General features: G+C 58.9%; 10 protein-coding genes. 6 read left to right on the top strand and 4 right to left on the bottom strand.

The genetic code is table 11. The annotated features are described in order from the left end of the window. Nucleotides 1-106: 106 nt before the first annotated feature. Nucleotides 107-1,261, top strand: coding sequence for an MFS transporter (locus ABRP64_RS09210; protein WP_349866234.1), 1,155 nt, complete (start codon nucleotides 107-109; stop codon nucleotides 1,259-1,261). Between the two features lie 26 nt (nucleotides 1,262-1,287). Here the strand turns inward: ABRP64_RS09210 and ABRP64_RS09205 are convergent, their stop codons facing one another. The 3 genes from ABRP64_RS09205 to ABRP64_RS09195 form a co-directional block, all read right to left on the bottom strand. After that, nucleotides 1,288-1,920 (bottom strand): MOSC domain-containing protein, encoded by a 633-nt coding sequence (locus tag ABRP64_RS09205; RefSeq protein ID WP_284783142.1) that lies wholly within the window; start codon nucleotides 1,918-1,920, stop codon nucleotides 1,288-1,290. A gap of 1 nt (nucleotide 1,921) precedes the next feature. After that, complete coding sequence (locus ABRP64_RS09200; RefSeq protein WP_284852480.1) at nucleotides 1,922-4,507, bottom strand: hypothetical protein; 2,586 nt, start codon at nucleotides 4,505-4,507, stop codon at nucleotides 1,922-1,924. Between the two features lie 114 nt (nucleotides 4,508-4,621). After that, nucleotides 4,622-6,205: an alkaline phosphatase gene (locus ABRP64_RS09195; protein ID WP_284852481.1), complete on the bottom strand. Its 1,584-nt coding sequence runs from the start codon at nucleotides 6,203-6,205 to the stop codon at nucleotides 4,622-4,624. Nucleotides 6,206-6,525: 320 nt separating this feature from the next. Here ABRP64_RS09195 and leuS point away from each other — a divergent pair, with 320 nt between their 5' ends. From leuS to ABRP64_RS09170, 5 genes are all read left to right on the top strand, one after another. Further along, entirely contained in the window at nucleotides 6,526-9,372 is a 2,847-nt protein-coding gene (gene leuS / locus ABRP64_RS09190; protein WP_349866231.1) for a leucine--tRNA ligase, read from the top strand. 3 nt (nucleotides 9,373-9,375) lie between these two features. After that, complete coding sequence (locus ABRP64_RS09185) at nucleotides 9,376-10,110, top strand: metal-dependent transcriptional regulator (protein ID WP_296089157.1); 735 nt, start codon at nucleotides 9,376-9,378, stop codon at nucleotides 10,108-10,110. Between the two features lie 135 nt (nucleotides 10,111-10,245). Beyond that, nucleotides 10,246-10,734, top strand: a complete 489-nt coding sequence (gene nrdI, locus ABRP64_RS09180; protein WP_349836801.1) for a class Ib ribonucleoside-diphosphate reductase assembly flavoprotein NrdI — start codon at nucleotides 10,246-10,248, stop codon at nucleotides 10,732-10,734. 40 nt (nucleotides 10,735-10,774) lie between these two features. Further along, on the top strand, nucleotides 10,775-11,788 hold the full coding sequence (gene nrdF, locus ABRP64_RS09175; RefSeq protein ID WP_284770817.1) for a class 1b ribonucleoside-diphosphate reductase subunit beta: 1,014 nt from the start codon (nucleotides 10,775-10,777) through the stop codon (nucleotides 11,786-11,788). A 34-nt stretch (nucleotides 11,789-11,822) separates the two neighbouring features. Beyond that, on the top strand, nucleotides 11,823-12,389 hold the full coding sequence (locus tag ABRP64_RS09170; RefSeq protein ID WP_284770818.1) for an NADPH-dependent FMN reductase: 567 nt from the start codon (nucleotides 11,823-11,825) through the stop codon (nucleotides 12,387-12,389). Between the two features lie 28 nt (nucleotides 12,390-12,417). On the opposite strand, the gene ABRP64_RS09165 is transcribed toward ABRP64_RS09170, so the two are convergent. Then, nucleotides 12,418-13,056, bottom strand: coding sequence for a hypothetical protein (locus ABRP64_RS09165; protein ID WP_349866229.1), 639 nt, complete (start codon nucleotides 13,054-13,056; stop codon nucleotides 12,418-12,420). Nucleotides 13,057-13,362 lie beyond the last annotated feature (306 nt).

Below are 13,362 nucleotides of genomic sequence, written 5' to 3'. Positions count from 1 at the left end.
GATGCAAGGGCCTGACCCCGATGCAATATCGGAATCAGACCCTTGAACCCCTCATCACCTAGAATTAAACCAGTCCAACTTTCGGGGGCCAGTTCAGTTGGCGTGGGTGGCTAATTTTGGCCAGTTTCTTGTCTTCTACTTAACGGTAACGACCATGGCCCTGTATGCCGTCGAAAGCTTCGGGGCCTCCGATACCGTCAGCGGCTTTGCCTCTAGCGCCTTTGTTTTGGGTGCGACGTTCATGCGCATCTTCTCTGGCTGGTTGGTGGACCGCGTGGGGCAAAAGCGCGCCGCCCTGACCTCGCTGGCTTTTGTCAGTATCGTGACGGTGGGCTATTTCGTGGTCCATAACGTGGCCGTCCTCATCCTCGTGCGGCTGCTTCACGGCGCAGGCTATGCGTTGACCTCTACGGCGCTCATGGCCGTTGCGCAGTCCGTCATCCCCCAACAGCGCCGCGCGGAGGGCACCGGCTACTTCGCCCTCGGCACTACACTTGCCACCGCCTTTGGCCCGGCAGTGGGCTTGTTCTTGGCCAATAATATTGGCTACAACACCCTCTTTGGGGTCGCCCTGGGATCCAATATCGTCTCCCTCGTGCTGGCGCTCGTATTGCGCTACCCGGCGGAGCTCGATGAAGAAAAGCCCGCTTTCAAGCTGCGCAATGCCGTGCACCCCAACGTGGTGCCCATTGGTATTTTCATGCTCCTGGTGGGCATCGCCTACTCCGGCGTGGTCACCTATCTCAACGCCTATGCGCGCGAAGAGGACCTGGCCACCGGCGCCGGCCTCTTTTTCATCGGCTACGCCGTAGTCATGCTCATCATGCGCTTCTTCTTGGGCCGCATCCAGGACCACAAAGGCGATAATTCGGTCATGTACCTGGGCCTGGTGTCCTTCGCCATCGCCCTTATCATCATGGGCTTTCCCAGCAATGACGTCATGCTCGTGGTCGCGGGTGCATTTACGGGCATGGGATACGGCACGCTAAGCCCCGCCTGCCAGGCCATCTCGGTGCGCTCTGTATCGGCCGCACAGATAGGCGCGGGCATCTCCACGAGGTTCCTCTTGATGGACTTCGGCATCGGCCTCGCCCCCTTCGGGCTTGGCCCCATCGTGAGTGCCACTGGCTTCGATACGATGTACCTCATCCTCGCCGGCCTCATCGTCGTCGCGGCGGTGTACTACTACATGGTGCACGGCCGCTACCCCAAGGCGAAGGCGCCCGTTATCAGCGCCGCAGAGGGCGCGCAGGCGGCCTAAAGCGGCACAGGTATTTGGCTCCGGGTTTATACCCGGAGCTTTTTTGCGTGCTGGGGCGGCAAGCACTTGGCATCGACCACGCGCCGAGCCAGTGCCCGGTCCCCCATCTTGGCCGCAAAAGCCATGCGCATGGTGATATCGTGCGCGGGAGCGGGGCCGCAGGTGATGGCATCTCCAGCAGAAATGCGCCCGGGCGAAATGACGCGGAAGTACACGCCGCAATCGCCGCGCGCGGTCCACCGCTTGAGCCAGCCCTTTTCCTGGACCCAGCCGGAAAAGGTTGCGCATGGCTGGCGGGGTACGGAGACCTCGAGCGTAGTCGTGCCGATGTGGAGGCGTTGGTTGATAAGCAGCGCGGAGAGATCAATGCCGCGCGTAGTGAGGTTTTCCCCAAAGGCCCCTGAATCCAGCGTGCGGCCCAGCGAATCCTCCCAATAATCTAGCTCCTCGCGGGCATAGGCATAGACCGCCTTGTCACTTCCACCGTGGTGCTCGCTATCGCCGATAGAATCGCCGCGCACGCCAGAGCCATCGCCGTAATTGGGGCCAGGTGCGGAAATATCGATAAAGTCTTGCGGGCGCTTGTCGATGCCCGAAAACTCATGCCTCCCGCTCGGATCCGGCCTGCGTACGGCGACGTTGGTGGAAATAACCTGCATATCAGTCACTGTAGTCGCGGGTAAGGGCCTCCGCAGTGAGAATATCCCGGTAAAACAGCTCAGGAGCCAGCGAGACCGCCTCCGCGAGCTGCGGGAGGGCATTATCTAGCGCGGAGGCCACGGCCGCATCCGTCAGCTTCCCATTGGCCACCCCACGTGCGGCGATGGCAAAGACATAAGAAATAAACGGCATCCAGGCAGAGCCGCCAAGATCAGTGTTTCCATCCCCAAAGGCGTCCAGGGCGAGCAGCGTGTGCAATACCGACTTATCTACGCCCAATTGCTGCAGCGTCACCCGCAATTGCAGCGCGGTAGTGCGCAGGTTGGACATGGTCCCCAGGCGGGTCAGCGCCAAGTCGTTATCGAAGCATTCGCGCAGCGCGGCGATGCGGTGGGCGTCATCGCACAGCTGCGCGCTGTCAGTAGCGGGCGTTGGGGCCTCGCCGGTGGCGCTCATGAGCAGCATAGGGCGGGTGACATCGTCTACTCCCGTGGTGGCCGTCCGCCACAGCGAGGGGGAACCGGAGTGTTCCACGTGGGCCTGGTTGGCATCGGCAAGCGCGGCGAGCACGGAAGAAGGTTCCGCGGCCTCTTTCCCATCGCTACTAAAGGAACGGGTAATCAGGCCCGTGCGCACCAACGCGCGCATGCGCTGGCCGCGCTCGAAGTCCACCTGCATGAGCGCATCAAGGCTGGCGCGCGGATCGGCCTCGATGTTCTTGATAACGCCCTCGAAGGTCTCCTTGGCCTTGGGAGCGAGGCGGCGCAGGGCGGCATAGTTCTCCCACGTGCCGGCGGTATTCTCGCTCTCGCCGTCGTGGAAGATGATAAGCGAGCTTGCCGGTGGGTACTGCGGGGCGGCGAGATCGCTGGCCGGTTCATCCTCGCGGAAGTCCACGATGAGATCGCCAGCCTCGTGCAATTCCTCCGGTAGCTCGAAGCCCTCCTCCACCGGCTCCAAGGGCAGCGGCTCGCTGGCGGGGTTGCCAAGCGGCCACGCCCAGGCCAAAAGCTCCACTTCTTCTTCGTGGGTTTGCTCGGGTATCAAGATGCCATCTTCGATGGTGGCGCGGGCGACCAGCGGCGCCTTGCGCACCGTGGCGATGGCGGCATAGATCAGATCGTTTGCCGCGGTTGCCTCGTATTCCATCACGCGGCGGTCCATGCTGCGCTTGAGGTGCGCCGCGCGCTCCTTATCCGGCAGGCCCTCCAAATACTCCTCATAGGACAGTGTGGACCACAGGAGGTAGAGCTCCAGCGAGGACTTCTTGGTCAGCGCGGCCTTGAGGGCGCGATTCGGCACGGAGAGCGTGGTCGTCGCCTCCGTCGAACCATTGGCGGTCACAAGATCCCGGATCTTCTGGTTCTTATCAATGACCACGAATTTCGCCAGGGGTAGCGGCTCCGGCGAGTGCACCGTAAACAGCGCATCCGCATCCAGCTGATCCGCCAGGATGACCTGCTTATCCATATAATCCACGGGCTCGGCCGCGGTGCGCTTCACGCGCGTGCGGATGGTCGCCGGAATGACCTCAAAGGTCAGCTCGTAGCCGGCCTCGCTGCTGATGGTTTCCTCGCGCACCGATTCGTCTTCGCCAAATACGCGTTGGCCCTTCTCCATGTGAATGGGCTTATCGGGGGACGAGGCCAAGGCATAGCTAAACGGCGAGAGGTTACCCAGGGCGTCGATGAAGCGGAAGTTGGTGCCGCGGGGCCCCTCGTTCTTGGAGCGCATGTGGAGGGTTTCGGCAAAGTTGAGATAGTGGACATCGACAAGCTCCTCGCCCTTGTACAGGCTAAAGCGATACCGGCCCACCCAAGGGTCTTCGAAGACGTCACCGGGTAGGACTTCATGGATTCCCTCCGGCAGCTCATCTTCTAAGATTTCTTCTTCTTCCCCACCGATGGGGACATAGGTCAGTTGCAGGTGAAGTGGGGTATTGACCAAGAGGCGCGGGGATTTCGTGTACACCAGCTCGCCGTCCAGCCCGCGCGCGTTGGGCAGGGACTTGACCGCCATATCCCAGGAAAAATCCGCGCTCTCCGCAACGGTGATGGTGGCCTTGTCTTGGCGCGGCACAGCGATGGAGAAGGAATCTTCTGCCGCTACCTCAAGGATGGACCAGCCTTCCCACGCGCCATGCGGGCGCGGCTGGTTCTCCGGGGCAGGAGTTAACTGCGTACCGGTCGGTGCGATGAAGATATACGCGCCCTGCGGGATGGGCTGCGTGCTATCGACGGGCCGGTGCGCGGAATCGAGCAGCAGGCCGCCATTGGCAATACCCGCAAACTCCAGCGTTTGTTCCGCAAACGTTACGGCAAGGTGGGTAAAGGCCTGCGGCATGGAAACCCACAAGCCAGGTTCCTCACCGGCGACGTAATAAAACTTGCGGGTGACCTCCGTGCCATCCAGCAACTGCGTGGTCACGGTCCATTGGGGGTCTTCCGGTTCATAGGCCGCGCTCACGGCTGGCAGGTAAAGCTCTAAAGTATCGGTATCCGGCGAGAGGCGAAGATGCGGGACCCCTTGAAAAACCGCCGCGTCTAGAAAAGATGATAGCTGGCTACGAAACTTCTCCTGGCTCATTTACACCAGCCTAGATCATTTTTGAAAAGATGTGGATTCTGCAGGCAGAGGGCAAAAAGAAGGCTTTCACCACTGAGAGTGATGAAAGCCTTTGCGCGCGATTGATCGCGTGGACTAGTGGAAGAAGTTCCGCCAAGCATTCGGGTTGATGGTGATGATGCCCAGCTGCTGCGCCAAGAAGACAATGGCCCCGATGGCTAGAGAGGCGATACCGGCACCCGCGATGCCAGCGAGCAGCCCGCTCTTGGAAGAGCCGTCATCGGTACCGGCGTTATTACCGGGCTGATCGGATGCAGAATCGTCTGCTTGGTCGTTGCCGCCCTGGTCATCGTGCTTGATCCACCATTCATTCAGGGTGAGCTTGGCCAAGGTGGTGTTATCGATGTAGTCACCGCGCACGGGGTCGGTGTGGGTGGCCTTCGCGCGAAGGGCCTCAGAGCCAGCACCCTTGAAGAAGAAGGGGACGACCTGGTTGGTGTGCTGCGTGGAGTACCACTGGTGGCCAGAGGGCAGGGTGTTGCCACCGCCACCATTCATGGAGTTGAACTTACCCTCAGAGCGCTCGTTGGCACCGGAGAGGTATCCAGTTTCGTGGTCAGCGGTAACGACCAACAGGGTCTCGTCCCAGGAGGAGTTTTCTTCTACCCAGTCGATGGCGGCATCGACGGACTTATTGAAGTCCTGTACCTCTTCGATATCGCGGGCGGATTCGTTGCCGTGGCCGCTCCAGTCAATGGCACCTCCTTCAATCATGACGTGGAAGCCCTCGTCATTTTGGCCCAGCGCGTTGAGGGCGCCGGTGGTCATGGTGGGAAGATCCACGACATCGTTGAACGGAGTGTCATAAGGCACTGTGGACTCGCCGGTACGCCCCTGCTGCAAGGTAGAGGCCACAGGGGCCAGGCCGAAGTACTTCTCCCCCGCCGCGACATCGCCATTGGCCAAAGCCTCAAATTGCTCCTTGGTTTCGGCGTAGTTCCAGTCGGACTCGCCGGACGATAGCTTGTTGTAGACCTCTTCAGACAGGTACTTGTACTTGGCCTCATCCTTCTTCTTATTGTCATCGTCGTAGAACGGGTGGCCGGCACCCATGATGACATCGAGATCAGAGTTGAACATCTCATCCGCAATCTCCAGGTAGTTATTGCGGGAGATATTGTGCGCGGCCCAGGCAGCTGGAGTGGCGTGGCTAAACGGCACGGAGGAGACCACGCCGGCGGACTTTCCGGCCTTCTTGGCGCGCTCGGAGGTGTTTTCCTGCTCGTGGCCGTAATCATTAACGCCCAGCTTGCCGTTATCGGTCTTCACACCGGTGGACATGGCGGTACCGGCAGCAGAGGAATCGGTGTACCCCTTATCCACGTACTCATGGGTTGCCCATGCCTTTTGTGGGTCGTAGGAAGAGTTATTGGGGTAGGTGGTCATGGACAGGCGGTTGAAGTCTTCGAAGTGCTGCACGGATTCGCCATCGAGTTCTTCTGGTCCTTCGGCGCTAAATGCGCCATCGACCAGGTACTTGGACTGGCCGGTTTCGTAGAGGTTGTTGAAGGCCACGTGGCCGTAGCCCATGCCATCACCAATCATGTAGATGATGTTCTTTGGGCCCTGGGATTCGGTGGCGGTGGCTGGAGCAATTGCGCCAGCGGTAGCTACGGTCGCGGCTACGGCAGCGGCGCCAATGCGGAGAGAAGTGCGCATGAATTGTCCTTTATGGAGGTGAGAAACGAAGAGATGGTGCCCTGCAAACAAGAGAGAAATCACCCAGACATGGCTGGGTGCAAAGCCTTGAGTTGAAGATAAAGGCGCGATTCAACCACGACAGGAACTGCGCGTTAATAGTTCCTAAACACTGCCGGAACATCCCGTAGCGCGCCTTACTCTTTGCCCCACTCCCCCGCACTCACCGCAGGAGTCGTGTCAAGGAATTTCGCCTGGCTACCGGTACGGCGCCGAATTAGTGAAGCAAAACCCACCTCTGCCTACCCCGCGCCGGGTTGGGGCTATTACACTGTGTATTTATGACTAAACCGAGCGATTCCACGTCGTACCGCTACACCCCTGAGCTGGCGAACCAGATCGAAAAGACTTGGCAGCAGTATTGGAAGGACCACGAGACCTTTAACGCGCCGAACCCGGTCGGTTCGCTAGCCACGGGTGCGGGCGAGCTGCCCAAGGAAAAGCTCAACGTGCAGGACATGTTCCCCTACCCTTCCGGTGCGGGCCTGCACGTGGGGCACCCGTTTGGTTATATCGCCACCGATACCTATGCCCGCTATAACCGCATGCTGGGCAAGAACGTGCTGCACACCATGGGCTACGATGCCTTCGGCTTGCCGGCCGAACAATACGCCATCCAGACCGGTACGCACCCGCGGACCACCACGATGGCCAATATCGACAACATGCGCCGCCAGCTGGGCATGCTGGGCTTGGGCCACGATCCGCGCCGCTCGGTGGAATCCACGGATCCTGAGTTCTTTAAGTGGACCCAGTGGATCTTCCTGCAGATTTATAACTCCTGGTTCGATGAAGAGCAGCAAAAGGCTCGCCCCATTGCTGAGCTCATCAAGGAATTGGAGGCCAATAAGCGCACCACCAAGGACGGGCGCTACTACGAGGATTTGTCCCCGCAGGAAAAAGCCCAGGCAGTCGATGAGTTCCGCCTGGTCTACCTGTCCAATTCCACGGTGAATTGGTGCCCGGGCTTGGGTACCGTCTTGGCCAACGAGGAAGTCACCGCGGAGGGCAAGTCTGAGCGCGGCAACTTCCCGGTCTTCCGCAAGAACCTGTCCCAGTGGATGATGCGCATTACCGCGTATTCGGATCGTTTGCTCGATGATCTGGAGCTGCTGGATTGGCCGGAGAAGGTTAAGTCCATGCAGCGCAATTGGATTGGCCGTTCCCGCGGCGCGGAGGTAACTTTCCCTGCGGAAGGCTACGGCATCGACGTGTTTACCACGCGCCCAGATACGCTCTTTGGCGCGGAGTACGTGGTTTTGGCGCCGGAGCATGAGCTTGTCGATGCCCTCTTGTCCCCCATCCCTTACGACGATGACGTGGACGAGCGCTGGACCTACGGCAACGATGACCCGAAGGAAGCCGTCGAGTCCTACCGCGCGGATATCGCGGCGAAGTCGGACCTGGAGCGCCAGGAAAATAAGGAAAAGACCGGTGTATTCCTGGGCACCTATGCCACCAATCCGGTCAATGGCAAGCAGATCCCGATTTTCATCGCGGACTACGTGTTGACCGGCTACGGTACCGGCGCCATTATGGCGGTGCCCGCGCACGATACGCGTGACTATGAGTTTGCCCAGGCCTTTGGGCTGCCGATTACGGAGGTTGTCTCCGGCGGCAATATCGAAGAAGAAGCCTGGACCGAGGACGGCGCATTGGTGAACTCCGCCAACGATAGGGGCCTGGATCTCAATGGCCTGAATAAGGCGGAGGCCATCGCCCAGGCCATCGAATGGCTGGAAAAGGACGGCTCCGGTCGCGGCAAGATTCAGTACAAGCTGCGCGACTGGCTCTTCGCTCGCCAGCGCTACTGGGGCGAGCCCTTCCCCATCGTCTATGACAAGGATGGCATGGCCCACCCGTTGCCAGAGTCGATGCTGCCGGTTGAGCTGCCCGAGGTGGAAGACTACAAGCCGGCCTCCTTCGATCCAGAAGATAAGGACTCGGAGCCACAGCCGCCGTTGGCCAAGGTCCGCGACTGGGTAGAGGTAGAGCTGGACTTGGGCGATGGCCCGCAGACCTACTACCGCGATACCAACGTTATGCCCCAGTGGGCGGGTTCTTCCTGGTACCAGCTGCGCTATATCGATCCCCGCAATAGCGAGGCCTTCTGCGATATCGAAAACGAGCGTTACTGGACCGGCCCGCGCCCAGATGAGCACGGTGCGAACGATCCGGGCGGTGTAGATCTGTACGTCGGCGGCGTCGAGCACGCCGTGTTGCACCTGCTCTACGCCCGCTTCTGGCACAAGGCGCTTTTTGACCTGGGCTTTGTCAGCTCGCAGGAGCCGTATCGCCGCCTGTACAACCAGGGCTATATTCAGGCCTACGCCTACACCGATTCCCGCGGTGTGTATGTCCCTGCCGCAGAGGTAGAGGAAAAGGACGGCAAGTTCTACTACAACGGCGAGGAGGTCAACCAGGAGTACGGCAAGATGGGCAAGTCCCTGAAAAACGCCGTGGCCCCGGATGATATCTGCCGCGACTTCGGTGCCGATACCCTGCGCGTGTACGAAATGTCCATGGGTCCGTTGGATACCTCCCGCCCGTGGGCGACCAAGGATGTTGTCGGTTCGCAGCGCTTCCTGCAGCGCCTGTGGCGCCTGGCCATTAATGAGGACACCGGTGAAGTGGCTACTACCGATGCCGAGCTCACCCAGGATGACCTGAAGCAGTTGCACCGCACCATCGCGGGCGTGCGCGATGATTATGAGAACCTGCGCCTGAACACGGTCGTGGCCAAGCTCATCGAGTACGTCAACTATCTGACCAAGACCTACCGCACCGAGGCTCCGCGCGCGGCGGTGGAGCCCATCGCGCAGCTGGTCTCCCCCATCGCCCCGCACATTGCGGAGGAACTGTGGCAGCGCTTTGGCCACGATGAGACCATCACCTACGAGCCACTCCCCTCTTTTGAGGAGAAATACCTGGTAGATGATGAGATTCAGGTGCCAGTCCAGATCAACGGCAAGGTTAAGTCCCGCATCAACGTCGCGGTCGATGCTGACCAAGACACCGTATTCGAGGCTGCTTTTGCCGATGCCAAGGTGGCTGACCTTACCTCCGGCAAGAACGTGGTGAAGAAGATCTACGTTCCCGGCCGGATGGTGAACCTGGTGGTTAAGTAACCAATGAGCGTGGACGTCTCGGGCCTTTCGCCATCCAATCAGGACTACCTCAAGGCCCTGTTTAAGCTGGGCGAATGGCACGACGACCCCGTGACGGTAAAGATGCTCGCCCAGCACATAGGCGTACGGCTCTCCAGCGCGTCTGATGCGGTGCGGAGGCTCGAGAAAAAGGGCCTCGTCACCCATATGCCGTATGGCGCCATCGGGCTGAGTACCGAGGGGCGTGCCTTTGCCCTCGCCATGGTGCGGCGGCACCGCCTCATCGAAACCTTCCTGGTGGAATCCCTGCACTACCGCTGGGACCAGGTCCACGCGGAAGCCGAGCAATTGGAGCACTGCGTCTCCGATTTCTTCCTAGAGCGCATAGACGCTGAGCTGGGATTTCCGCGCCGCGATCCGCATGGAGACCCTATCCCCAGCGCCGCGGGCGACTACCCCGCGGACTATGCCGCGACCCCGGCATCCGAGCCAGGGGATCTGCGCAAACTCAGCGATCTGGAGCCCGGTGAGGCGGGCATAGTCGATCGCATTAGTGATGTGGACGCCGATCTGCTGCGCTTTTTTAGCGAGAATAACCTGACCATCGGCGCTGCCGTGAGCGTGCAAGACAGCCAGCCGTATTCCGGCGGAATGGCCGTGCGCGTAGAGGGCAACCAGAACGAGTATGCCCAGAATGAAGATGCCGCGGCTTTCTCCCTGAGCTCCCACGCAGCCCGCGCCGTGTGGGTGCGCATATAACTTTCCTGCCCCTTCCCTTCTGAAGGGAGGGGTATTTGCGCATGTCAATAGTGGTTAGTTGCGACGTAGTTAAAAGTACGCTAGATCTGTAGTTGAAGCAGAAAGTGCGCTTCGGCGCAGCCACTAAGGAGCGAGATGACTACAGCCTCGACGCCACCCTGCGGCATTAATACCGCCGCTAATCTTGTGTATTTTTCTTCGGTCAGTGAAAATACCCACCGTTTCGTCCACAAGCTGGGGTTTCCAGCGGCACGCATCCCTCTGCGTCCGAAGCGTGAAGGAATGCTCTATGTCACCGAGCCTTTTGTGCTCATCGTCCCCACCTACGGCGGCGGCAATATCAAGGCGGCAATTCCGGTGCAGGTGCGCCAATTCCTCAACGTTCCGGAAAACCGTGCACTCTTGCGCGGCGTCATTACCTCAGGAAATACCAATTTTGGCGAGGCCTTTTGCTGCGCTGGGCCACAAATCGCCCGAAAGTGCGGGGTGCCAGAGCTCTACCGCTTTGAGCTGCTCGGTACTGACCGCGATGTTGCCCGCGTACGGGAGGGTTTGCAGGACTTCTTTGCACACCACCTCTACCCCACCGCACACGAGTCCACCGCACACGCGTCCATTCCCTGATGTCTAAGGACGCCTAAGAAAAAGAAACGAGAAAACATCGATGAAATATCAAGAGCTCATTGAGCGATCCCAAACCCCGCCGCATTTTCGCCACGATGCTTCCACCCCGTTACGCCCGGTGAATTGGAATCGCATCTGGGATGACAAGGACCTGGAGGTGTGGAACCGCCTGACCTCGAATTTCTGGTTGCCGGAAAAGGTCCCGCTCTCCAATGACCGCAATGACTGGTCGCGCATGGATCCAGCCGAACGCGATCTCACCATTCGCGTTTTTACCGGCCTGACGCTACTGGATACCGTGCAGGCCACCGTGGGAGAAATCAGCCAGATTCAAGATGCCCGGACTGAGCATGAGGAGGCCGTTTATACCAATATCGCCTTCATGCAGGCGGTACACGCGCGGAGCTATTCCTCAATCTTTTCTACCCTGGCCAGCACCGAAGAGATTGAGAAATCCTATGCGTGGGCCGTGGATAACCCAGTGCTGCAACAGCGCGCGACCAGTGTCATGGTGCATTACTATGGCGATGACCCACTAAAGCGCAAGGTTGCCTCGACCCTCTTGTCCTCCTTGCTGCTTTACGCCGGCTTCTATCTTCCGCTGCACTTTAGCGTGCACGGAAAGCTGACCAATACGGCAGACATGATCAGGCTCATCCTGCGGGATAAGGCGGTCCACGGCTACTACTCCGGATATAAGTTCCAGCGGGGATTGGATCACGCCACGGAAGCTCGCCGCGAGGACATGCGGGAATTTACCTTTGACTTGGTGCGCGAGCTCTATGACCTGGAGATGCGCTATTCCGGCGAGCTCTATGAACCGTACGGGCTTATGGATGATGTCGCGACGTTCGTGCGCTACAACGCCAATAAAGCCTTGATGAATTTGGGCTATCCCAACCTCTTCCCGTACGAGGAATGTCAGGTCAACCCAAAAATCCTCGCGGCACTCACGCCAGGTTCGGATGAAAACCACGATTTCTTTTCGGGTTCGGGGTCCTCTTATATCATCGGCAAAGCTGTAGAGACCTCCGATGCCGACTGGGATTTCTAAAACCACTAAGTCTCCACACGAAAGGACACATATCATGAAACTTCTTGTACTCGTCGGCAGCCTGCGGCGGGAAAGCATTGCGAAAAAGATCGCCAACCATGCCATGGAACTGGTCCCCGAGCACGTTGAGTGCCAGCGCTACGACCTGCGTGACCTCCCGCTCTATGATTTCGACTACGACGATCCTGGCGTGGCGGATAAACCCACGCCGGAAGCGTACACCGATTTCCGCAATGCAATTAAGGATGCGGACGCGATTTTGTTCGTCACCAGCGAAAACAACCGGACCATCCCGGCGTGCTTAAAAAATGCCATCGATATCGGATCCAAACCCAATTCCGATGTGTCCTGGAAGAATAAGCCAGCTGGCATCATTAGCCACTCCGTGGGCCGCATGGGTGGGTATTCCTCCCACAAGAACGTGCGCCTAGCACTGTCCTACTTCGACATGCCGATGCCCGGTCAGCCCGAGGTATTCTTGGGCAATTCACCCCAGCTCATTGGTGAAGACGGAAAGATCGAGCCGTCCAGCACCATCGAGTTTGTAAAGGACTACCTCGAGCGCCTTGTAGCCTTGGTACCTGCGGCTCCGCAACAGTAGGAGCTACCTTCTCCAATCAGCGAGGCGGTTAATCCCAGTACTCCGTGGCGCATAGCGCGATGCCGTGCGCCCGGATTCCCTGTCCCGCTTCAACTGGGGCATCAACAATGAGCGGGAGTCCGTCGATTTCGCTTACCCAGAACTCCCCTCCCCCAAATTCATTGGTCTTTTTCTCGACATTATTCACGGTGCCAGCTAGCTCGACCTGCGGGTTGAGCAGGCTGGGCTTGTAGTTTTGATAGAACCGTTCCGTCGCTGGGGATTGCAGCGAGAACTCCGCCGGTTCCGTTAATTCATAGTCCAACGCAACGACTGCGGGTCGCACCCGGCCGCGCAGATTTTCACCGCCCACGGGGTTGCCGGTGGGAAGCGTGAAGGGGGCATCGCTAAGCACCGCCCACCGGAGATCCTCCATTTCCAGGATGCCAATAAATGGCATGGCGCGATATAGCGTTGCCTCCACGTCTTCCCCGCCTCGGAATGACGGCAAGACGGTCCACTCCCCCTCGTACTCCATCGCCGTGACGGCAATCCCGGAGGGGTCCGCATAGTAGAGCACTTGATCAAAAGCCGGTGCGTCCCACAGGGTCCGCTCCGTGGGAAGCTCCGCGATGAGTTCCTCCGTGTCCAGGAAGTCGAATCCGCAGGCGCTAAAAAGTTTATCCATGTCCGCCATCATAGACAGCCGCCTACCCGACGGGGGTCGCAGCCGGCTCGAAATCCGGCCGATAGATACTTATTAAGTCCTAATGATAGATAGTATCCAGCAAACGTCAGGACCAATAAATAGATTATGAAAAGCAAAGTATATGGGTTTAAATTGGCAAAAATATGGCCATTATGAATGATTGGAAGTCCAAATCCCACGCCCTAATAAATGGTGGGGGTTGATGGATCAACCGCTCTACTCAATTCTCGGTTGAGTAATCAACTGCGCAGTATATAATGCTATTTAAGTCAAAGCCAAAGGGGG

Origin of the sequence: Corynebacterium sp. KPL4015 (assembly GCF_040225725.1) — a bacterium.
Lineage (GTDB): Bacteria > Actinomycetota > Actinomycetes > Mycobacteriales > Mycobacteriaceae > Corynebacterium > Corynebacterium rhinophilum.
This window is presented reverse-complemented; position numbering and strand designations above follow the sequence as displayed.

What these genes read in the sequence shown, in the direction of transcription:
- ABRP64_RS09205 (WP_284783142.1), bottom strand. Translation starts at nt 1,920, where the DNA reads ATGCAGGTTATTTCCACCAACGTCGCCGTACGCAGGCCGGATCCGAGC.
- ABRP64_RS09200 (WP_284852480.1), bottom strand. Translation starts at nt 4,507, where the DNA reads ATGAGCCAGGAGAAGTTTCGTAGCCAGCTATCATCTTTTCTAGACGCG.
- ABRP64_RS09195 (WP_284852481.1), bottom strand. Translation starts at nt 6,205, where the DNA reads ATGCGCACTTCTCTCCGCATTGGCGCCGCTGCCGTAGCCGCGACCGTA.
- leuS (WP_349866231.1), top strand. Translation starts at nt 6,526, where the DNA reads ATGACTAAACCGAGCGATTCCACGTCGTACCGCTACACCCCTGAGCTG.
- ABRP64_RS09185 (WP_296089157.1), top strand. Translation starts at nt 9,376, where the DNA reads ATGAGCGTGGACGTCTCGGGCCTTTCGCCATCCAATCAGGACTACCTC.
- nrdI (WP_349836801.1), top strand. Translation starts at nt 10,246, where the DNA reads ATGACTACAGCCTCGACGCCACCCTGCGGCATTAATACCGCCGCTAAT.
- nrdF (WP_284770817.1), top strand. Translation starts at nt 10,775, where the DNA reads ATGAAATATCAAGAGCTCATTGAGCGATCCCAAACCCCGCCGCATTTT.
- ABRP64_RS09170 (WP_284770818.1), top strand. Translation starts at nt 11,823, where the DNA reads ATGAAACTTCTTGTACTCGTCGGCAGCCTGCGGCGGGAAAGCATTGCG.
- ABRP64_RS09165 (WP_349866229.1), bottom strand. Translation starts at nt 13,056, where the DNA reads ATGGATAAACTTTTTAGCGCCTGCGGATTCGACTTCCTGGACACGGAG.